The 22,728-nt window shown below is 53.4% G+C and carries 15 protein-coding genes; 8 read left to right on the top strand and 7 right to left on the bottom strand.

The genetic code is table 11. The features are described 5' to 3' along the window. Positions 1-178 precede the first annotated feature (178 nt). From HC231_RS17130 to HC231_RS17110, 5 genes are all read left to right on the top strand, one after another. Positions 179-1,015 carry an ABC transporter ATP-binding protein gene (locus tag HC231_RS17130; RefSeq protein WP_208227941.1) on the top strand — a complete coding sequence of 279 codons (837 nt, stop codon included), beginning with the start codon at positions 179-181 and terminating at the stop codon, positions 1,013-1,015. Continuing rightward, entirely contained in the window at positions 1,012-1,857 is an 846-nt protein-coding gene (locus HC231_RS17125) for an ABC transporter permease (RefSeq protein ID WP_208227940.1), read from the top strand. Before HC231_RS17130 ends, HC231_RS17125 begins: the two co-directional genes overlap by 4 nt. Positions 1,858-1,905: 48 nt before the next feature. Continuing rightward, positions 1,906-2,877 (top strand): ABC transporter substrate-binding protein, encoded by a 972-nt coding sequence (locus tag HC231_RS17120; RefSeq protein ID WP_208227939.1) that lies wholly within the window; start codon positions 1,906-1,908, stop codon positions 2,875-2,877. Positions 2,878-2,892: 15 nt separating this feature from the next. Further along, on the top strand, positions 2,893-4,263 hold the full coding sequence (locus HC231_RS17115; protein ID WP_208227938.1) for an amidase: 1,371 nt from the start codon (positions 2,893-2,895) through the stop codon (positions 4,261-4,263). Between the two features lie 279 nt (positions 4,264-4,542). Further along, the gene (locus tag HC231_RS17110) at positions 4,543-5,340 is read left to right on the top strand and encodes an isochorismatase family protein (protein WP_208227937.1); all 798 of its coding nucleotides are present in this window, start codon (positions 4,543-4,545) and stop codon (positions 5,338-5,340) included. Between the two features lie 19 nt (positions 5,341-5,359). Here the strand turns inward: HC231_RS17110 and yfaE are convergent, their stop codons facing one another. The 4 genes from yfaE to ubiG form a co-directional block, all read right to left on the bottom strand. After that, positions 5,360-5,620: a class I ribonucleotide reductase maintenance protein YfaE gene (gene yfaE, locus HC231_RS17105; RefSeq protein ID WP_208227936.1), complete on the bottom strand. Its 261-nt coding sequence runs from the start codon at positions 5,618-5,620 to the stop codon at positions 5,360-5,362. 2 nt (positions 5,621-5,622) lie between these two features. Continuing rightward, a complete protein-coding gene (nrdB, locus tag HC231_RS17100) occupies positions 5,623-6,753 on the bottom strand; it encodes a class Ia ribonucleoside-diphosphate reductase subunit beta (protein ID WP_208227935.1) in 1,131 nt (376 codons plus the stop codon). A 212-nt stretch (positions 6,754-6,965) separates the two neighbouring features. After that, positions 6,966-9,254, bottom strand: a complete 2,289-nt coding sequence (nrdA, locus tag HC231_RS17095; protein ID WP_208227934.1) for a class 1a ribonucleoside-diphosphate reductase subunit alpha — start codon at positions 9,252-9,254, stop codon at positions 6,966-6,968. A 481-nt stretch (positions 9,255-9,735) separates the two neighbouring features. Beyond that, positions 9,736-10,455 carry a bifunctional 2-polyprenyl-6-hydroxyphenol methylase/3-demethylubiquinol 3-O-methyltransferase UbiG gene (gene ubiG / locus HC231_RS17090; protein WP_208227933.1) on the bottom strand — a complete coding sequence of 240 codons (720 nt, stop codon included), beginning with the start codon at positions 10,453-10,455 and terminating at the stop codon, positions 9,736-9,738. Between the two features lie 234 nt (positions 10,456-10,689). Between ubiG and gyrA the strand changes: the two genes are divergently transcribed. Both gyrA and rcsC read left to right on the top strand, forming a co-directional pair. Next, positions 10,690-13,332 carry a DNA topoisomerase (ATP-hydrolyzing) subunit A gene (gene gyrA / locus HC231_RS17085; protein WP_208227932.1) on the top strand — a complete coding sequence of 881 codons (2,643 nt, stop codon included), beginning with the start codon at positions 10,690-10,692 and terminating at the stop codon, positions 13,330-13,332. A gap of 129 nt (positions 13,333-13,461) precedes the next feature. Further along, on the top strand, positions 13,462-16,332 hold the full coding sequence (gene rcsC / locus HC231_RS17080; protein ID WP_208227931.1) for a two-component system sensor histidine kinase RcsC: 2,871 nt from the start codon (positions 13,462-13,464) through the stop codon (positions 16,330-16,332). 210 nt (positions 16,333-16,542) lie between these two features. On the opposite strand, the gene rcsB is transcribed toward rcsC, so the two are convergent. The 3 genes from rcsB to HC231_RS17065 are packed head-to-tail and all read right to left on the bottom strand — an operon-like array spanning position 16,543 to position 21,047. Then, on the bottom strand, positions 16,543-17,196 hold the full coding sequence (gene rcsB / locus HC231_RS17075) for a response regulator transcription factor RcsB (RefSeq protein WP_208227930.1): 654 nt from the start codon (positions 17,194-17,196) through the stop codon (positions 16,543-16,545). Further along, complete coding sequence (gene rcsD / locus HC231_RS17070; RefSeq protein WP_208227929.1) at positions 17,189-19,864, bottom strand: phosphotransferase RcsD; 2,676 nt, start codon at positions 19,862-19,864, stop codon at positions 17,189-17,191. The genes rcsB and rcsD overlap by 8 nt, the downstream gene beginning before the upstream one ends. Positions 19,865-19,880: 16 nt before the next feature. Next, entirely contained in the window at positions 19,881-21,047 is a 1,167-nt protein-coding gene (locus HC231_RS17065; RefSeq protein ID WP_208227928.1) for an MFS transporter, read from the bottom strand. A gap of 302 nt (positions 21,048-21,349) precedes the next feature. On the opposite strand from HC231_RS17065, the gene menF reads away from it, so the two are divergent. Next, the gene (gene menF / locus HC231_RS17060) at positions 21,350-22,678 is read left to right on the top strand and encodes an isochorismate synthase MenF (RefSeq protein WP_208227927.1); all 1,329 of its coding nucleotides are present in this window, start codon (positions 21,350-21,352) and stop codon (positions 22,676-22,678) included. The last annotated feature ends 50 nt before the right edge of the window (positions 22,679-22,728 follow it).

Raw genomic sequence — 22,728 nt, 5'->3', positions numbered from 1 at the left:
GAAAAGCGGATGAGCAGAAATGACAAGTTTGATAAGTTTGTCATATTAGACAAGTTTGGAAAGTTTTTGCTACGGTGATCCTGCACAACCGACTTCCTTCATTCTTGGTCTATATCCGGCGATGCGTCCATGCTGCGGCAATGGCGTCTCTGGGAATGCTGTTAATCAGGAGTATGTGATGAGTCTTTCACCTGCAATAAACAACACATCGACAACCGTCCCTGCGCCGCCCCCGGTCGCTATCTCAATGAGGGGAGTAAAAAAACAGTTTCTGGATCATGATGAAAACGTGGTGGACGTGATTAAAGACATCACGATTGATATTTATCACCGGGAGTTTATTAGCATCGTCGGTCCCAGCGGATGCGGCAAGAGCACCATGTTCAACATGATCGCCGGTCTGTTGACGCCTTCCGCCGGCGAGATCCAGGTATTTGACCAATATTACTCAATGCCCAAAAAAGGCCGGGTGGGCTATATGCTGCAAAAGGATCTGCTGTTTCCCTGGCGCACCATCCTCGATAACGTTTGTCTGGGATTGGAAATCAGCGAGGTGCCGAAGAAAGAGCGCCATGAGCGAGCCATGGACTATCTGCTGAAATATGGCTTGGGGGATTTCGCTCACGCCTATCCGTCCACGCTCTCCGGCGGGATGCGCCAGAGAGCCGCGCTGATCCGCACTTTGGTTATCGATCCTGACATCATTTTGCTTGATGAGCCTTTCTCCGCGCTGGATTACCAGACCCGCCTGGTGCTGGAAGAGGAGATCCTGTCGATTCTTAACGAATATGGCAAAACGGTGGTGCTGATCACCCACGATATCGGCGAAGCCATTTCCATGTCAGACCGGATCGTGGTGATGTCGCAGCGGCCAACGTGGAATAAAAAAACCTATGAAGTCGGCCTGGCCAAGCAGCACGGCTCAGCCATCGGCGCCCGTAAGGATCCGCGCTATCAGCAGTTTTTCGATGCGATATGGGCCGATATGGATATTCAACTGGGAGGCCTGCTATGAACATGCCCGCTACCGCCGCGAATAAAACGCGCGCCAATCCATCGGCTGCGAGCCGCCGGCGCAAGAAGAAAGCGCTGGCGCTGCTGAAAGATAATAGCTGGCGGGCGCTGATCCTCATCGGGATGGTGACGCTGTGGCAATACGGCGTAGACAGCGGCGTGGTCAATGCCTTTCTGATGGGATCGCCGGCGGGGATTTGGCAGGAGTTTGTCCGTTTGCTGGCTAACGGCGAACTGCTGACCAACACCTATGTCACGGTTTACGCCACGGTGACCGGATTTGTACTGGGCAGTCTGCTGGGGTCGTTGTCTGGACTGCTGCTGTGGTATTCGTCCACGCTGGCGCGCATTCTCGATCCGTTTTTCATCGCCCTGAACGGACTGCCGAAAATCGCGCTGGCTCCCATCATCATTATCTGGTTCGGATCCGGGATGTTTTCCAAAATCGCCCTGGCGTTTATCGCCACTTATATCGTGGCATTGCTGTCGGCGTGGCAGGGTACGCATCAGATTGACGACAGTCAGGTGAACTTGATGCGTTCGCTGGGCGCCAATAAGAACCAGATTTTCCGTAAGGTGGTGATCCCGTCCACGCTGCCATGGATCATCTCCGCCTTCCGTCTGAATATCGGTTTTGCGCTGATCGCCGATATCGGGGGGGAATTCATCTCCTCTGATTATGGCCTCGGCAAAATGATTTTCGTCGCCGGCAACCTGTTCAACCTCAATGTGGTGTGGGTCGGCGTCTTTACCTTGCTGTTCGTCGCCATCGTGCTTTATCTGCTGGTTATCCAATTACAGCGCTGGCTGCTGCCTTGGGAACGCCAGTCCGTGAATCGTTAGTCATGCCGTTTGCTTGTTCCGTAACCCGTTAACCGAAGGAATTCACAGATGAATAAAATTGTTTCATGGCTGTGCGCCGCTGCTTTGACTTTGGGCTCCGCCGGCAGCTTTGCCGCTGACGGCAAGGCCGATCGCGTGCTGGTGACCGAGGCTTTTCACACGCTGCTGTATCTGCCGGTTTATGTGGCGAAACATCAGGGTATCTTTGCCCAGAACCAAATTGACGTGACGACTATCCGTTCGGCTGGCTCCGGCCCGACCGCGCTGGCGGCGGTGATGTCCGGCGAGGCGCAGTTCTCGGTGCACGGGCCCGAACATGTGGGGTTCGCGCAGCAGAAAGGCGGCCAGGCCAAGGCCGTCAGCGCCGTCGCCAACAGCGCGCCGGTGTGGATACTGGCTAAGCCGGATTTTACCTTTAATTCGCCTGCCGATCTGAAAGGAAAACGGCTGGTTTCCGGACTGGCGCCCGGCACGTCTCATACCCTGCTGATGCGTTTGCTGCAACAGCAGGGGTTGGATCCCAAGAAAGACGTCACGCTCAACGAAGTGCAGAATGGCTCGGAACTGGGACCATTGCTGGCCGGCAGGGCGGACGTCGCGGTGGTCTATGAACCTCAGGCCGATCAGGGCGTAGGGCAGGGGTTGAAGGTGGTTTATGACTTTACCCGCGATTACCCTGAGTACGCTTTCTCCACCATCAATACTTCGGAGAAACTCATCGCCGACAATCCTCAATTGGTCGCGCGTTTCGTTAAATCCATCAATGAGTCGCTGGCTTTTATTCACCAGCATCCGGATGAAGCGAAAAAGGTGGCTCGTCTGGAGTTCGCCTCTCTGGACGGCAAAATAGTGGATGCGGCGGTGCAGCGCATGATCGACAGCAATGTCTACCCCACTGATGCGGTTATTTCCCCCCAGGCATTCACCACCGCCATCGACATCCAGAAATTCGTCGGCAATATCACGCAGGATATGCCTTATGAACAGATCGTTGATGGCCAGTTCGCCAGCAAACCCTAATTAAGGATCGGCTCTATGAAAAACGTGTTGGACCCTTCTCCTTTTGCCACCATTGCCGCCACCCGGCGGCTGTTGGCCGCTCGCAAAGTTTCGCCGGGGGAGTTGCTGTCTCATTTCCTGGCGCGTATCGACGAACGCGACGTTCAGATCAAAGCCTGGCGTTATCTCGACCGTGACGGCGCCAAGCGACGGGCGGCGGAGCTGGATCGGCAGATGGCGGCGATTGCCTGCAAACCGGTATTATTCGGCATTCCCTATGGCGCCAAGGATATTTTCCATACTCGCGGGTTGCCTACCGAAGGCGGTTCTAAAGTTCTTCAGGGGATGATTTCGAGCGAAAACGCCAGCGTTATCGATCGGCTGGATGAGATGGGCGCGCTGTTGTTGGGCAAGCTGACCACGACGGAGTTCGCCAATTTAGGCACGCCGCCGGAAACCGGCAACGCCTGGAATCCGCAGCATACGCCCGGTGGTTCAAGCAGCGGTTCCGCCGCCGCGCTTGGCGCGCGTATGGCGCTGATGACGCTGGGAACGCAGACCGCCGGATCGCTGTCCCGCCCGGCGGCGTTTAACGGCGTCACGGTGCTGAAGGCCAGCTACGGGCGTATCAGTAAGGCCGGCGTTATCCCTGCCAGCTGGTCGCTGGATCACGTCGGCGCCTTTACCCACACCGTTGAAGACGCCGTGCTGGTGTATAACGCGCTGTCCGGTCCGGACCCCAGGGATGAAACTACGCAGAATCTGCCCTACGCGCCGCTGCAATTAAGGGAAAAGCATGATTATACTGTCGGCATCGTGGAGCATCCGTGGTTCGCCAACGTGGATGATGAGGTCGGCGCCGCCTGCCGGCAGGCGATGGACGAACTGGCCGAACATGGCGTCCGGCTGCGTAGTATTGCGCTGCCGGCGAGTTTCGCCGCGGCCTGCCAGGCGCACCAGATCGTGATGCAGGCCGAATGCGCGGCCTATCATCGTTCGACGTTCATGCAAACGCCGGACTTATTCGGCGCTTATTTACAGGAGTTCCTGCAACAGGGTTTGGCTATTTCCGCCCATGAGTATTTGCAGGCCCAGCAGACGCGGGCCCGTTACCGGGCTGAGCTGGCCGCGTTGTTTGACGAGGCGGATATTCTGATGACGCCCGCCGCGCCGACGCTGGCGCCTTATAGCCTGGCGCTTACCGGTTCGCCGGCGTTTAATATGCCGTTCACCAACGCCGGCGTGCCGACGTTGGCGCTGCCGGTTGGTTTTTCCCGTTCGGGATTGCCTATCGGCATGCAGTGGGTGGCCCGGCACGGCAACGAACAGGCGCTGGCGGATTTAGGGTTGTATTATCAGCAGATGACCGATTGGCATGCTTGTTTGCCTCCGGTCTGTCGACACTGAAAATAGGCCGCCCGCCGCTCAATTCGTCGGGCGGGCGATAAATACATTATGATTTTTTGATGATGGGCCGCCGCAAGCGGCGTTGAAAGACGCCCGCGTTTCAGGCCATTGACAACGTTAGATTTTAGGGGAAACACGGGGATGAGGTTCCCGCAGGGACGCCTCGCCCCGTGTATCTCAGGCTTACAGGCGACTTTGTCAGCAATCTTAAACACGCCTGTTTTTTAAGCGCGCGGTTTGTGCGTGGTAGTCTTTTCCGGTTAACCAGGATGGCGTGTTATGTACGATAAATTATTGACGGTTTCTGATGCGGCGAAAATGCTGGGGATCTCCGCCAGCACCTTAAGGCGCCTGGAGGAAAATGGCGAGGTGAAAACCTACGGCCTCAAGGTGGTCTACACGCCTGGCGGTCAGCGCCGCTATCTGGCCGATGAAATCCAACGCATTTATTCACAGACCGGGTTCGCCAGTAAAATTGGTTTTGGCTCGAAGGCGGCGGTTCTGATTCGGGACGTCACCTATGCCTTTATGGATTCCGGGTCGACGCTGGCGATCAATACGTCGTTTAATAAAACCGCGCTGCGCCGGTTACTGAAGTCGGCCGGACAACATCAGCTACCGACGGTATTTACCCGCACGATTTATCAGGAAGATCACCCTTTTTCCCGCATGTGGGGGAAAAAGTTTTCCTCTATCACCGTCCTGACGGATGACGCCTACCTTAATCAGACCGATGCGGCTCTGGAGGGCGTTGCGTTCGATCGGATGCAGTCCACTTGCTATATCTCCGATTTGCACGGTCACGATCTAACGATGTGGTTGAAGCGGCAGGGCGTGGATACGGTGATCCTGGGCGGCGTGACCGCCAGCGGCAGCCTGCGCGCCACGGCGATCGAAGCGTTCCAGGCGGGGTTCCACGTGGTGGTGCCGCGGGAGATTGTCGGCGACAGAAGTCAATCCGTGCTGGATTTCACCCTGTTGGATCTCAATGCCCGCTATGCGGATGTGCTTGGTATTGACGAGGTGCTCGGCTGGCTGACCGAACAGCCCGTCGCGGCGGAACAGGAACAGGCGTAACCCTCGCCGCGGAACACATTCACATATCCAGTTCAATATCATTGACGGGCATGCAGCAGCAGGGGAGGATTTCTCCCTGCTGAATGCAGGCCAGCGGCGTCTGGCGGTATGCCACTTTACCCTTGAGCAAGCGGATACGGCATGAGCCGCAATAGCCGGAACGGCATTGATACTCCACTCTCATTCGCTGAGATTCCAGCGCATCCAGCAGGGTGGCGTGCCGGTCGGAACAGGTGAACTGCGCGCCGGACGCGCGCAGCGTAATGGTGGATGCCGTCATGATTACAGTTGGAAGTCGCTGAGGTCGTCGGCATTGATTTCAGAATCAATCTGACCCACCAGATAGGAACTGACTTCCACTTCCTGCGGGGCAACCTGCACGTTATCGGAAACCAGCCAGGCGTTAATCCACGGAATCGGATTGGTGCGCGTTTCAAACGGCAGCGACAGACCTACGGCCTGCATGCGGATATTGGTGATGTATTCAATGTACTGACAAAGAATATCTTTATTCAAACCAATCATGGAGCCGTCGCGGAACAGATATTCGGCCCACTCTTTTTCCTGCTGTGCGGCGAGCACGAACAGGTCATAGCATTCTTGCTGGCATTCTGCCGCGATCTGGGCCATATCCGGATCGTCGTGGCCTGAACGCATCAGGTTCAGCATATGCTGGGTGCCGGTCAGGTGCAGCGCTTCATCACGGGCGATCAGCTTGATGATTTTCGCGTTGCCTTCCATCAGTTCGCGTTCGGCAAAGGCGAACGAACAGGCGAAGCTGACGTAGAAGCGGATCGCTTCCAGCGCGTTGACGCTCATCAGGCACAGATACAGGCTCTTTTTCAGCTCATGCAGGTTAACGGTAACGGTTTTACCATTCACCAGGTGGGTTCCTTCACCCAACAGGTGATAGTAACCGGTCATCTCGATAAGCGTGTCGTAATAACCGGAAATGTCCTTGGCGCGCTTCAGGATCTCTTCATTGGTCACGATGTCGTCAAACACCAGCGACGGATCGTTGACGATGTTACGGATGATATGCGTGTAGGAGCGTGAGTGGATGGTTTCGGAAAACGACCAGGTTTCCACCCAGGTCTCCAGCTCCGGAATGGAAATCAGCGGCAGCAGCGCCACGTTCGGGCTGCGGCCTTGAATGGAATCCAGCAGGGTCTGGTATTTCAGGTTACTGATAAAAATGTGTTTTTCGTGCTCCGGCAGCCCCTGATAGTCGATGCGATCGCGGGAAACGTCAACCTCTTCCGGACGCCAGAAGAAAGAGAGCTGTTTTTCGATCAGCTTTTCAAAGATTTCGTATTTTTGCTGATCGTAACGGGCAACGTTAACCGATTGACCAAAGAACATAGGTTCTAGTAACTGGTCGTTTTTATTCTGTGAAAAAGTGGTATAGGCCATAGATCTCTCCAAAAAATGCCGCAGCATTTTTTAACGCCGCTTGCGGCGGCCCGCCATAAAAATGAAGCGTTTGCATACCTGACTGAGGTTGGCTGAATCAACCCCACCCCAGCCCTCCCCTTCACAGGGGAGGGCTGGGGTGGCGCCTCCCCCTGATAAGGGGGAGGATGGGAGGGGGTGTTTTGTCAGCAACCTTATAAATTATAAAAGGCTTAAATCTTACAGGCTCCGCCTTCGCAACCGTCGTCCTGCGGCTCGGCGGCCAGCAGATCGTCCTGCGCATCTTCCGCGCCGTCGCGGGTGTTCTGATAATAGAGCGTTTTTACGCCGAACTTATACGCCGTCAGCAGATCTTTCAGCAACTGCTTCATCGGCACTTTTCCCGATGGGAAACGTGACGGATCGTAGTTGGTGTTGGACGAAATCGCCTGATCGACAAATTTTTGCATCAGGCCGACCAACTGCAGATAACCGTCGTTGCTAGGCATTTCCCACAGCAGTTCGTAGGCGTCTTTCAGCTTTTCATACTCAGGCACCACCTGACGCAAGATACCATCTTTAGACGCCTTAACGCTGATGTGGCCGCGCGGCGGTTCAATGCCGTTAGTGGCGTTGGAGATTTGCGAAGAGGTTTCAGACGGCATCAGCGCGGACAGCGTAGAGTTGCGCAGGCCGTATTCTTTAATGTCGTTACGCAGCGTTTCCCAGTCATAATGCAGCGATTCGTTACAAATCGCGTCAAGATCGCGTTTGTAGGTATCAATCGGCAATATGCCCTGGGAGTAGGTCGTTTCGTTGAACCACGGGCAGGCGCCTTGCTCGCGCGCCAGTACGTTGGACGCTTTCAGCAGATAATACTGAATAGCTTCAAACGTTTTGTGCGTCAGGTTGTTGGCGCTGCCGTCGGAATAACGAACGCCGTTTTTCGCCAGGTAGTAGGCGAAGTTAATGACGCCGATGCCCAGAGTACGCCGGCCCATCGCGCCGCGTTTGGCGGCCGGGATCGGGTAGTCCTGATAATCCAGCAGCGCATCCAGCGCGCGTACCGCCAGCGTCGCCAGCTCTTCCAGATCGTCGAGGCTGTCGATAGCGCCGAGGTTAAAGGCGGATAGCGTACAGAGCGCGATCTCGCCGTTTTCGTCGTTAACATCTTCCAGCGGCTTGGTCGGCAGGGCGATTTCCAGGCACAGGTTGGACTGGCGTACCGGCGCTATGTTAGCGTCGAACGGACTGTGGGTATTACAGTGGTCTACGTTCTGAATATAGATACGGCCCGTCGAGGCGCGCTCCTGCATCATCAGAGAGAACAGCTCGACCGCTTTGATACGCTGCTTGCGGATGCTGTCGTCCTGCTCGTATTGCACGTAGAGACGTTCGAATTCGTCCTGATCGGCGAAGAAGGCGTCATAGAGCCCCGGCACGTCCGACGGGCTGAACAGCGTAATCTCTTCGCCTTTCACCAAACGTTGATACATCAGCTTGTTGAGCTGCACGCCGTAGTCGAGATGGCGGACGCGGTTGCCTTCAACGCCGCGGTTATTTTTCAAGACCAGCAGGCTTTCCACTTCCAGATGCCACAATGGGTAAAACAACGTGGCCGCGCCGCCGCGCACGCCGCCCTGCGAACAGGATTTCACCGCGGTCTGGAAATGTTTATAGAACGGGATACAGCCGGTATGAAAGGCTTCGCCCCCACGGATCGGGCTGCCCAGCGCGCGGATGCGGCCAGCATTGATGCCGATGCCCGCGCGTTGCGACACATATTTTACGATGGCGCTGGATGTCGCGTTGATGGAATCCAGGCTGTCGCCGCACTCGATCAGAACACAAGAGCTGAACTGGCGGGTCGGCGTGCGGACGCCGGACATAATCGGCGTCGGCAGCGAAATTTTAAACGTCGAGATCGCGTCGTAGAAGCGCTTCACGTAATTCAGACGGGTTTCCCGCGGATAGCCGGAGAACAGGCAGGCGGCGACCAGAATATACAGAAATTGCGCGCTTTCGTAGATTTCGCCGGTAACGCGGTTCTGCACCAGGTATTTCCCTTCCAGCTGTTTGACCGCGGCATAAGAGAAATTCATGTCGCGCCAGTGGTCGATGAAGCCGTCCATCTCGGCGAACTCTTCCGCCGTATAGTCTTCCAGCAGGTGCTTGTCGTATTTGCCCATGTCGACCATTTTGGCGACGTGAGCCAACAGCGTTGGCGGTTCGAACTGGCCGTAGGCTTTTTTACGCAGGTGAAAAATGGCCAGGCGCGCGGCCAGATACTGGTAATCCGGGCTTTCGCGGGAGATCAGATCGGCCGCTGCTTTGATAATGGTTTCATGGATATCAGCGGTGCGGATGCCGTCGTAGAACTGAATGTGGGATCGCAACTCGACCTGAGAAACAGAGACATTGTGCAATCCTTCCGCGGCCCAGGTGATGACTCGGTGGATTTTGTCCAGATTGATTTTTTCTTTACTGCCATCGCGTTTGGTTACTAGCAGGCTCTGGTTCATGGGACGTAATACCTATCCATTTTTTTAACCCTACACGGGGTGCGCATAGACAAAAAAAACGTCAGACACAGTGGTGCCTTTTCGCTTAACGCAAACACTATATGTAGGGGGTGGGGTTTAGTTTGATAACAAGATAATGAGAAAAGCGTGTTATTGCAAGTGAACAAAATCACGCTAAATTGTGGATAACTTGGGTAGTAAATGTTATTTATTTGCTAAGCGCCGGTTTACTCGCGGCCTCTGGTCCTGTCAATGGATGGGGATAAAAAAATAAATAATTGATCGGTTGCCGCTTTCTTGCTCGCGATGGGTTTTATCATACCGCTCAAACGCTCATATGACCAACGGTACTAGGAATTGTCTGGTTATTTTAAGGCCGCTCGCCGATCCCTGCCTACCGCGGCAGGGATGACGGGAAATGCGCGCATACGCAACAGTTGCGTCGAACGAAGCGGGGGCGCCATATCATTGGATGTCGAACTTACGCTTCGCGCCGGGTGTGCAGCATATAATTGACGTCTACATTGGGGCCGAGTTTGAAGTGGTCCGTCAACGGGTTATAGTGCAGCCCGATGATGTGCCGTTCGCGCAACGGCGTGGTATCGATCCAGCCGATCAGCTCCGCCGGGCGAATGAATTTTTTTATATCGTGCGTTCCGCGCGGCACCATCTTCAAAATGTATTCGGCGCCGATAACGGCCATCGCCCAGGCTTTGGCGTTGCGATTAATGGTGGAGAAGAACACGTGGCCGCCCGGCTTGACTAACTGCGCGCAGGCTTGAACCACTGACTGCGGATCGGGAACGTGCTCCAGCATTTCCATGCAGGTAACCACATCGTATTCGCCGGGGTGCGCCTGGGAATGCGCTTCCACGGTTTCCTGAATGTAATTCATCGTCATGCCGCTTTCCAGCGCGTGTAGGCGGGCCACCTGCAACGGTTCCGCGCCCATATCCAGGCCGGTGACATCGGCGCCTTCCTTTGCCATGCTTTCGGCCAGAATACCGCCGCCGCAGCCTACATCCAGCACTTTCTTGCCGAACAGCCCCTCGGCGCGCTGCGCGATATAACCCAGCCGCAGCGGGTTGATGCGGTGCAAGGGTTTGAATTCACCTTCCAAATCCCACCAGCGGGGGGCTATCGCCTCAAATTTGGCTATTTCCTGCTGGTCGACATTCGGTTTCTGATTTTCTGCATTCATGTGCAATTACGACCTTTGGTTAGCGTTATCTGCTGCGAGTATATCGTCAGCGCCTGCAATGTTGTAGCAATCATCGTTTCGTTATCACCGGGTTCCGGCCGTATCCGTTAACGGCCATGCCCGGAAGATATCATTTGCTGAATGGCGGGGAGTTTCCCCCGAAACTGCGGTTTGTGATATACTTTTTCACCTTTTGAACTCGGGTAGATGCATAAATAGAGGGATAGCGGCTCCATGAGCGACCTTGCCAGAGAAATCACACCGGTCAACATCGAAGAAGAGCTTAAGAGCTCATATCTGGACTATGCCATGTCCGTTATTGTCGGGCGTGCGTTACCAGATGTTCGTGATGGACTAAAGCCGGTACACCGCCGCGTGTTATACGCGATGAGTGTATTGGGGAATGACTGGAACAAACCTTATAAAAAATCGGCCCGCGTCGTTGGGGATGTGATCGGTAAATATCACCCACACGGCGATTCTGCCGTTTATGAAACTATCGTACGTATGGCGCAGCCGTTTTCACTGCGTTACATGCTGGTTGACGGACAGGGCAACTTTGGTTCAATTGACGGCGACTCAGCGGCGGCTATGCGTTATACCGAAATACGCATGGCGAAAATCGCCCATGAGTTGTTAGCCGATCTGGAAAAAGATACCGTTGATTTCGTGCCGAACTACGATGGCACGGAGCAAATTCCCGACGTCATGCCAACCCGTATACCTAACCTGTTGGTTAACGGGTCTTCCGGTATTGCGGTGGGGATGGCGACCAACATTCCGCCGCATAACCTGACGGAAGTGGTGAATGGCTGTCTGGCTTATATCGATGACGAAAACATCAGCCTTGAAGGGTTGATGGAGCATATTAAAGGGCCGGATTTTCCGACCGCCGCCATTATTAATGGCCGGCGCGGTATCGAAGAGGCTTACCGTACCGGACGCGGCAAGATTTATATTCGCGCGCGCGCCGAGGTGGAAGTCGACGATAAAAACGGGCGTGAAACCATTATCGTGCATGAAATTCCTTATCAGGTGAACAAAGCGCGCCTGATTGAAAAGATTGCCGAACTGGTGAAAGACAAGCGTATCGAGGGCATCAGCGCGCTGCGTGACGAATCCGATAAAGACGGTATGCGTATCGTCATCGAGATCAAACGCGATGCCGTGGGCGAAGTGGTTCTGAACAACCTTTACTCCCAGACGCAGCTGCAAACCTCTTTCGGCATCAACATGGTGGCGCTGCATCAGGGCCAGCCGAAGATTATGCCGCTGAAGGACATTCTCGCCGCGTTTGTCCGTCACCGCCGTGAAGTGGTGACCCGCCGGACCATTTTTGAACTGCGTAAAGCCCGCGACCGCGCGCACATCCTGGAAGGTCTGGCGATTGCGCTGGCTAACATCGATCCGATCATCGAGCTGATTCGCCGGGCGCAATCGCCGGCGGAGGCGAAGGCCGGATTGATCGCCCAATCGTGGGAGCTGGGTACGGTTGCCGCGATGCTGGAACGTGCGGGCGACGACGCCGCGCGTCCTGAATGGCTGGAGCCGGAGTTCGGCATCCGCGACGGGCGTTACTATCTGACGGAGCAACAGGCTCAGGCGATTCTGGATCTGCGTTTGCAGAAACTGACCGGTCTGGAGCATGAAAAACTGTTGGATGAATATAAAGCGTTGTTGGAGCAAATCGCCGAACTGCTTTATATCCTGGAAAGTCCTGAGCGCCTGATGGAAGTGATCCGCGAAGAGCTGGAAGCCATCAAGGAACAATACAGTGACGAGCGCCGTACTGAAATCACCGTCAATACCGCTGATATCAACATCGAAGATCTGATTAATCAGGAAGATGTGGTCGTAACCTTGTCGCATCAGGGCTACGTTAAATATCAGCCGCTGAGTGACTATGAAGCGCAGCGCCGCGGCGGGCGCGGCAAATCCGCCGCGCGTATTAAAGAAGAAGACTTTATCGATCGTCTGTTGGTCGCCAATACGCACGATACGATCCTGTGCTTCTCCAGCCGTGGCCGTCTGTATTGGATGAAGGTTTATCAGTTGCCGGAAGCCAGCCGCGGCGCGCGCGGCCGTCCTATCGTCAACCTGCTGCCGCTGGAGCCGGATGAACGTATCACGGCGATTTTACCGGTACGGGAATACGAAGAAGGGCTGAACGTCTTTATGGCGACCGCCAGCGGAACGGTGAAGAAAACCGCGCTGACCGAATTCAGCCGTCCGCGCAGCGCCGGCATCATCGCCGTTAATCTGAATGACGGCGATGAGCTGATTGGCGTCGATCTGACCGACGGCAGCAACGAAGTCATGCTGTTCTCGGCGGATGGGAAAGTCGTTCGCTTCTCTGAAGAAGCGGTGCGCTCCATGGGCCGTACCGCGACCGGGGTGCGCGGCATCAACCTGCAAGGCGAAGATCGCGTCGTTTCCCTGATTATTCCGCGAGGCGAGGGCGACATCCTGACCGTGACGCAGAATGGTTTTGGTAAGCGTACCGCGGTCAGCGAATACCCGACCAAGTCCCGCGCCACCAAGGGGGTTATCTCCATCAAGGTGAGCGAGCGCAACGGCAAAGTTGTCGGCGCCGTTCAGGTAGACGCCGCCGATCAGATCATGATGATCACCGATGCCGGAACGCTGGTTCGTACCCGTGTTTCCGAAGTCAGTATCGTTGGGCGTAATACCCAGGGCGTAACGCTGATTCGTACGGCTGAAGATGAAAATGTGGTGGGTCTGCAACGTGTAGCCGAACCGGTGGAAGATGAAGAGTTGGATGGCGTTGCCAGCGTTGACGGTGAAATCGCCGAAGACGAAGGCGCTGCCGACGACATTGACGCCGATGATGACGACATCGTGGAAGACGACGAATAAGGATAAGCATCGGTAAGCTTATTGTAAATATCAGGCCAGCGTGTTATACGCTGGCTTTTTTTATGTAGTATCGGTAGTGTATCGACAGATAATTACGCTCATCAGCACTCTCTGTTCAATGGTATCCATTTGAAATATCTGGCCTCGTTCCATACGACATTAAAAGTCTCCCGTTATTTGTTCCGAGTGCTGGCGGTTATGCTATGGACGCTTGGCGCGCTGATATCCATTTTTTATATCAGCAACATGCTGAATGAAAAAGAATCGGAGCTGCGTCAGGAATACAACCTGAGCTTCGATCAGTCTCAGGGCTATATTCGTCACGCCGCGGATATTGTGCGCGAGCTTAAATATCTGGCCGCCAACCGTCTGATGAACACCATCGGGAATCAAAACCAGCCGATTGATGGGGATTCATCCTTATCAATTTATCCGCTATTGCCTGGGGCGAACTGCTCGGTTGATTATGAGGATAGTAATAGCTCCTTAGCCGCGCTGAATAATTTTTTTAACGGCTGGCGAGAAAACTTTTCCGCCGTGTACGATCTTAATCGGGTGTTTTTTGTCGGCGGCGATCGGCAGTGTATGGTCGATTTCGGTATTCGCAATCAGTCGCTCGACCGCGATACTCTGCTTAAGAATGTGCAGGATCGCTTTGTGGAGCAGAAAAATACCAATCAGTCCGTGATACGGGATGAAACCGTCTATTGGATTACGCCCGCCTCCATCTCGGATGTCGGTTATCTGTATGCGCTGACGCCAATCTATATCGGCAGCAAGCTGGAAGTGATCATGGGAATTGAGCAGACAATTCGCCTTGATGATTTTGTGCTGTTGGGGAAATTCCCGATCAGCGCCAAGCTGATCAACCAATATAACCAGACGGTACTGCAGTTTTCTGAGGAGTCTGGCCATCATTCCTCATCTACCAGCATCTATCCCGTCGATCATAACTATTTTGGCTACGTGAACGGTTATGACGAAATTATTCTGAAGAAGAGTCTGTTACCGACTAATTTCAGCATCATCTATTCTCTGCCGTTAAAGGTATTGTTGTCTCATATCGGGCCGCTGATTATTAATATGACGGTGCTTAATACGCTGTCGGCCATTCTATTGTTTATGCTGAGCTGGTTCTTCGAGCGGAAAATGTTGCTGCCTGCCGAAGTCAATGCGTTTCAGCTGGAAGAAAATGAACAGTTCAACCGTAAGATTGTGGCCTCCGCGCCGGTAGGGATCTGTATTCTGCGCATCAATGACGGGACGAATATTCTCAGTAATGAATTAGCGCATAATTACCTGAATTTGCTTACTCACGAAGATCGTCTGCGTATTACCCGTATTATTTGCGAGCAGCAGTCGAAGTTCGTCGATGTAATGACCAGCCGGAACCATCACCTGCAAATCAGCTTTGTGCACTCCCGTTATCGCAATGAGAATGTGGCGATCTGCGTGCTGCTGGACGTCAGCGCCCGGGTTAAAATGGAAGAGTCGCTGCAGGAAATGGCCAACGCCGCGGAGCAGGCGAGTCAGTCTAAGTCGATGTTCCTGGCAACGGTCAGTCACGAGTTGCGCACGCCGCTCTATGGCATTATCGGCAACCTGGATTTATTGCAGACCAAAGCCTTACCCAAGGATGCCAATCGTCTGGTGGCGGCGATGAATAACTCATCCTCGCTATTATTGAAAATCATCAGCGATATTCTCGACTTCTCCAAGATTGAATCTGAACAATTAAAAATTGAACCCTGTGATTTCGCGCCGCATGAGGTGATTAGTCATATTTCCAGCAACTATTTACCGTTGGTGGTGAAAAAACGCCTTACGCTGTACTGCTTTATTGACCCGAATGTGCCGGTCAGCTTATCCGGCGATCCGGTGCGCCTGCAGCAGGTGCTCTCTAACCTATTGAGCAACGCCATCAAGTTTACCGATACCGGATGCATTATTTTCCAGGTCGGCTGCCGCGACGGTTATCTGGAGTTTCTGGTGCGGGATACCGGGCTGGGCATCCCGTTCCGGGAAACCGTTAAGCTATTTGATCCCTTCTTCCAGGCCGGCAGCGGCGTTCAGCGCCATTTCCAGGGGACGGGGTTAGGTCTGGCCATCTGCGAGAAATTGGTCAACCTGATGGATGGCGATATCTCAATTGAATCGGAGCCTGGTCTGGGCAGCCAGTTCGGCGTCAGGATCCCGCTGTATAAAGCGAGTTATGTGCCGTTGGCGATCAGCGCCGGCTTGCAGGGAAAAATATGTTGGCTGATGGTGCGTAATGCGCGGATGGAGTCTTATTTGCTCGCGTTTTTACAGGCGCACGGGATGCAGGCTTGCCGTTATCAGCATCAAACCATCGGTCGGGATGATGTGATTATCAGCGATTATCCGGTTTCGCAGCAGTTTGAGGCGAGAGCCTTTATTATTATTAGCGGTTCGCACACCGGATCCGCACAGGAAATCCGCCCCGGATACTGGGTGCATAGCACCTCTGCGCCCCAATATTTGCCGAATTTGCTGGAGAAAATTTACCGCCCGGATGTAGATGCTTCATCGCATACCGCGCTCTCGACGCCGTTGAACAACTATAGCTGCGTCGAAAATGGCGACATTATGATTCTGGTGGTGGACGATCATCCGATCAACCGCCGCTTACTGGCCGATCAGCTAGGATCGCTGGGTTATATGGTGATGACGGCCAATGACGGCGTTGATGCGCTCAGCGTATTAAGCAAAAACAAAATCGATATCGTGCTGACGGATGTCAATATGCCGAATATGGATGGATACCGGTTAACGCAGCGGCTGCGTGAAATGGAAATGACTTTCCCGGTTATCGGCGTTACGGCGAATGCATTGGCGGAAGAACGGCAGCGCTGTCTGCAGTCGGGCATGGATAACTGTTTATCCAAACCCGTGACGCTGGATACCTTGCAGCAGAGCCTGTCCTATTACAGCAATGTGGTTCGTCAATCGAGGCAAGCGACGGAAGCATCAGAAACCTGAGTTGAGTTTCCGGCAACCATAAGTTCGCAATATTGCCGTTAATGACCCCCTCCCGGCCTCCCCCTTGTCAGGGAGAGGAGCTAACGAGCTAAAAACGCGGGAACTTTCTCTTCCCTTGTCAGGGGGAGGAGCTAACGAGCTAAAAACGCGGGGTTTTCTCCCTCCCCTGCGAAGGGGAGGGATGGGGTGGGGTTAAAACCACAAGAGCCGTTATTCTGCTTGCGAAGAACCGTTGCCGTTAACGGATGACAGGTAGTTCAGCAGGGCGATATCGTTATCCACGCCCAATTTGGTCATGGCCGACTTTTTCTGACTGCTGATGGTTTTGATACTACGGTTAAGTTTCTTGGCAATTTCGGTTACCAGGAAACCTTCGGCGAATAGCCGCAAGACTTCGCTCTCTTTTGGAGACAGACGTTTGTCGCCATAACCGCTGGCGCTGATTTTCTCCAATACTTTAGATACGCTGTCCGGCGTAAATTTCTTGCCTTTCTGCAAAGCGGCCAACGCCTTCGGCAAATCGGTGGGCGCGCCTTGTTTCAGAACAATGCCTTCAATATCCAAATCCAGCACCGCGCTTAAAATCGCCGGATTATTGTTCATGGTTAGAACAATAATGGAAAGATGTGGGAAGTGACGTTTAATGTATTTAATTAGCGTGATGCCGTCGCCGTATTTATCTCCCGGCATGGACAAATCGGTAATTAAGACGTTGGCGTCCAATTTAGGCAGATTATTTATCAGCGCTGTTGAGTCTTCAAATTCACCAACCACATTGACCCATTCAATTTGTTCAAGCGACTTTCTGATGCCAAAAAGGACAATGGGATGGTCGTCGGCAATAATTACGTTTAGATTACTCATCGTTTTGGTTACTCATATGTTGGCTACCTTGCTGTAATAACGCACTGACGAATTCCTCAATTTCATGAAGGTTATTTTCTATCTGTGCGCTATCGCGCGCGGTAATATGCTGTTCAAGCTGCTCACACAATTGTTTGCCGGGATGCAGATTCAACATGGCAAACACGCCTTTCAATCGATGGGCTGTCTGTGCGAGTGACAAAAAATCGCCATCTTCCGCCTCAGTATACAGCCTCTTTAAATCATCCGGTACTGTCTCGACAAATAGGGAATAATAATCGCTTGACGCCAGTTGACGGACGTAAAAGCCGGTATCACCGCTATCCTCTATCGACGGCGTATCCGCAGATGTTTCCAAGCGCTGTTCAATCAGCTTAAGCAGCGCCTCCAGCAAGTGCTGGCTGATATTATAATTCGTCTGCAAACGGTGAGGCGCCAAAGAAACTAGCGTCGTAGCGTCGCCATTAAGCAGTATGGAATAATCCTCGTTTTTTTCCGCATCGTCAGTGATGCTTAAATCCGCTTGTTGATTAACCTGACGTTCATCAACAAGCGCATAGTTGGCTCCCCATCCTGTCAGGAGCCGGCTGACGATATTCCGCACTTCATCTGAAGTGATATCCAGTAAGACATTAATGCCGTCCAGTAACTTCTCTTCCTCCACGGGGACAGCTTCGGGCTCCAGGGTTACCGTTAAGGTATAGTGCGTTCCAAGACCTGTTTTATTGTGGATATTCAGTTTGCCGCCAAGTTTATTGCAGAGTTGATTGCACAGAAATATCGTTAGTCCCGAACTTTGATTGAAGCGATCCGAAATCGCCGGATGTAAGAATGGATAGTCGAGATTATCCTGGTCGGCGGCTGAAACTTCCGTTCCGGTATCGCTGATCTGAATAATCAGTTTCCCCGCGATATTCGCATCGCGATCGGCGGAAACCGTAATTTTGCCGTAGTCGGTATTGGTAATGGCGTAATTCAGCAGCAGCGACAGCGTCTTGCGCAGAAGTTCGCTATCGCCCAGATAGGTTTGGTTGAGATCCAGGTTGTAGTGATTAAACAGGAGAAGTCCTTTCTGATTAATCCGCGGCAGCAGTTCCAGCAACAGACCGTCGATCATCGTCAGGGGAGAAAAACTATTGTGCGCGGGCTGCCATTCCTGCTGCTCCAGTTTTTCCTGTAGTTCGATATTCTCCAGCAATTCAATTGCGCCGCCGGCATCCGTCAAGAGCTGCCGAATTATCCGCTGCCGTTCGGCAATGTCATCGGCGCGGCTAATGGAAAGCGCATTTTGACGCAAAGAAAGCAAAGGCTGCTTGATTTCATTGAGCAGGTTTTTGAACAGGCGCTTCCTGGCCTGAACATTTTTCTCATATTCACGCTGCGCCAACTGGAGTTTTTTATTAACCAGAATCTCTTTGTCTTGCTCGCGCAGCAAAAACAGGCAGTAGTCCGGGGAGTATTGACTGCGGAACTGGCGTATTTCATACATTTCATTATTCACCGTGACCTGAACGATGCCCTGATGTTCATCGGCCATATTGGTGATTTTCTGCAGACTGAGATGGGGTAATAAACTCTCTGACTGCGCGTTCTGCATAACGACCTTATTGCTGCTGAAATCATAAATCAGCACGCCCATCGGAATTCGGCTAATCGTTTCGTCATAAATACTCAACTGATTGGTTAACTGCTGGGAGACATCTTCACTGGGCTGAATATATTTCCGGCGGAAAATATAAAAGCCGGAAAGAACGAGGATCAGCAACGCCAGATTAAGCAATAGCAGCCAAATATTATTATTCAGCATATTGAGAACCAGCACCCTGATCGGCACCTGAAAAACGATTTTTACCGGTGCGTTGATCAACTGGGAAGATATCTCGATCAGCGAGCCGTTCAACTGTATCACCGAAATATCCTCGCCGCTGCCGCTGGCGTCGATACTGGCCGAGGTATCCTGCCGCAGCATGAAGTTTTCTCGCGACATATCGAGAGGGATCAAATCGTTAATGGGCAAGTCGAAAGCGATGATGGTGGCCAGGTGGCCGGGCTGATTGAAGGTGGTGCGCAGCGTGAAATAATAGTTGTTATAAAAACGCAACTTACGGATGGGAGAGAAACTTTCACGTTCGTCCAGGGCATTGGCCTGTTGCAGCATTTCCGTCCGGCGCGCTTCCGCTATCGCGGTGATATAGCTTCCCCGGAACTGGGATGAGATATCTTTCAACGTCTGGGTCGAGATCATCGTCAGACTATTATCCATGCCGTTGAGATAGTACATGGAATAGACATCGTTTTCCGCGCCCCACAGGATATCCAGATAACGCGATATGCGGTATACGGAATTTAACGTTGACTCATCGTGTTGACCGAATATCAGGGCATCGGTTTTTTGATCGTTTTTCTCTACGTAAAAGACATCCGGCATCAGGCTGATGGCGTTGACATTCGTATCGCCGGGCAGCGGCGCGCCGTTTAGGCTGCCGTAAATCTGGTAGGTGAAAAACCGATAAGTATCGATGCGTTTTTGCACGCCTTGAGCAATATCCGTTAATGCATGTTTCTTGTCGATTAGCCAGCTACAGATATAGTTATAGCTAAACGTGCCGGTGGTTAGCAGCAACAGCACGATGAACAAAGAAAAATAGCGCATTATTATTGCTGGCATTATTTAACGCTCCTGATTAACGAAAAACCGCACGCGCGCTGATGCTGACGATCAATAACAATAGCGCGACACACCCGAATGCCATTGCCAGATTGCTGATTTGCGCGATAAATCCCAACAGTGTCGGACCAATCAAAATACCGGCGTAACCGACGGTAGTAATAGAGGCGATAGCCAGATTCGCAGGCATGACTTTTTGATTACCCGCCGCGCTAAAAAGGATCGGCACTACGTTCGATGCGCCGATTCCCACCATAACAAAACCGAAAATGGATGCTGCCGCGTTGTCGATGCCGATGGCCAAGAGCAAGCCCGACGCCGCGCAAAGGCTGCCGCCGGCAAGGATGGCGTAGCGTCCCAGCGTATTGACGATACGGTCGCCGTTCAGCCTGCCCAGCGTCATCGCGACGGAAAATGCGGCATAGCCGATACCCGCTTGCGCATGGTTCAGACGGCGCTCGGCGTTTAAAAACAGCGCGCTCCAGTCCAGAATTGCGCCTTCAGCCAAAAACATAATAAAACACAGCAGGCCAATAAACATGATCCAACCCCGAGGGATCACAAATAACGGGGTTCTATCAACCTGATTGGTGGTGCGCAACAGATGGTTTTGCGCCAAAGAGAACAGCGCCAGGCATAGGGCGACGATAACCAGAATTGCCATAATGGGGGTCAGCCCCAGCCATAGCAAGGCGCTGACGCCGCCTGCGCCGGCTATCCCGCCAACGCTGAAGAAACCGTGGAATCCCGACATCATTGCCCGGCCGCTGGCCTGTTCGACGATAACGGCCTGAATATTCATCGACACATCAATCGTGCCGATGGTCGCGCCGAAAAAGAGCAGGGTAACGGCCATCAGCGGCAGCGTATCCGCCTGCGTCAGCATCGGCAGCACCAGGCACAACAATGCGCCGGCCGACAAGATGACGGTCCGGCATCCCAGTTTTCCGGTCAGCAAGCCGGCGAACGGCATCGCCAGAAGGGAACCAATGCCGAGAGAAAGCAACAGCATGCCTAAGGATGCATCGTTGACCGCCAGGCGTTCTTTAACAAACGGCACCAGCGGCGCCCAGGAAGCCATGGCAAAGCCCGCGATGAAAAAAATTATACGCGTTGCTGTCTGGGCCTTTTTACCGGGATGTCGCTGGTTGATGGATTGCTCGGAACTCAGTGTTGTACTCATGGACTAAACGACACATACCTGGTGGATGCAATGGGGATTCTTTCTACCATAATTGCGGCGCTGAATCGAAGAGATCGTTATTTTCCGACCATAGATCGCGGGATTATCGGATAAGTTAACGCGAGTTGTGCGAAAGATGAGCAATCATCCAGCGTAAAGCGGCATGAGGCAGGCAAAGACGATGCCTTAGCAAAGCGCGGCTTAACATAAGATCCATTATTCTTTTATCCTGATAACCTCTCACCCACCGCGCCTTTTTTTCCGTATAATCCCGTACTTTAAGTTAGTACACCGGGGTTACGTTGAGACAACTTTCCGACTTGTTGCGCCACATGCAGCAGGAATTGCGCAAGCCGCAGCCTCCCAATGCGGGTTTCAGACAGATAACGCATTCTGTGGTCATCAGCGAACCGGCTGAGCTATTGCCGTGGCTGGCAACGCAACCCGTTTACCCACAGTTTTACTGGCAGCATCGTCAGGGGAACGAAGAGGCCGCGGCGTGCGGGCGGGTATGCGGTTTTCATCATATTCAGGATGCCGAAGCGTTTCTGACTCGGCAAAATTGCGCGCGGAATGTGCGTATCTGGGGATTGAACGCATTTAACCAGACGCCACGCGAGAGCGCGCAAGGTACGTTCCCCGGCTATCTCTTTTTGCCCCGCATCGAGCTGCTGCGTCAGGATAATACGCTTAGCGTGCGGATTAACTTGTTCAGTGAAACCGCGTTGCAGCAGGATGCCGATGAAGCCTCGGCGTTCATAAATTTTCTGCTGCCGATGCGCCCGCAAACCCCTCTGCAGGCGGAAATCAGGAAGACAGAGCATCGGCCTGATCGCCGGCGCTGGGGTACTCTATTGCAGCTTGCGCTACGCGATATCGCGGCCGGCGCGATGGAAAAAGTGGTGCTGGCGAGAGCAACGACGCTGACGCTGGATCGGCCATTACAGGCGGCGACCTTTATGGCCGCCAGCCGTGAAGCCAATCATCGCTGTTTTCATTTTATGCTGGCGCATAACGCCCGGCAGGCGTTTCTCGGCTCCAGTCCTGAGCGGCTTTACCGCCGATGTGAAGCGCAGCTTGAGACCGAAGCGCTGGCCGGTACGGCGGCGAGTGATAAGGACGAAGGTAAAACGGCGGCGCTTGCCGACTGGCTGATGAAAGATGCGAAAAACCAGGCTGAAAACATGCTGGTGGTCGATGATATCTGTCAACGGCTGCGGCAGTCGACGCTATCGCTGGATGTGATGCCGCCTGAAATTGTCCGCCTGCGCAAAGTGCAACATCTGCGCCGCGCCATTCTGGCGGGGCTGAAGGGGCGCTCGGACGCCGTCTGCCTCAATGATTTACAGCCCACGGCGGCCGTAGCCGGTCTGCCCAGAGACGTCGCACGCCGTTTCATTGCGGAACATGAACCATTCGAGCGCGGCTGGTATGCCGGATCCGCCGGTTATCTCTCTCTTCAGCAGTCGGAATTTTGCGTGTCGTTGCGTTCGGCGGAAATCAACGACAATATTTTGAAACTGTATGCCGGTGCCGGAATCGTGACCGGTTCCGATCCGGAACAGGAGTGGCTGGAGTTGGAAAACAAGGCGGCCGGGTTAAAATCCCTGTTAGATGGCGATATGTCATAGTTTTGTTTTATGTGTGTTGTGTCCGGTGCCGGTTTATATCAAAGTCGGCA

The organism is Brenneria izadpanahii (genome assembly GCF_017569925.1).
Taxonomy (GTDB): domain Bacteria; phylum Pseudomonadota; class Gammaproteobacteria; order Enterobacterales; family Enterobacteriaceae; genus Brenneria; species Brenneria izadpanahii.
Note: the sequence above shows the minus strand (reverse complement) of the source record. Positions and strands in the feature narration are given on the sequence as shown.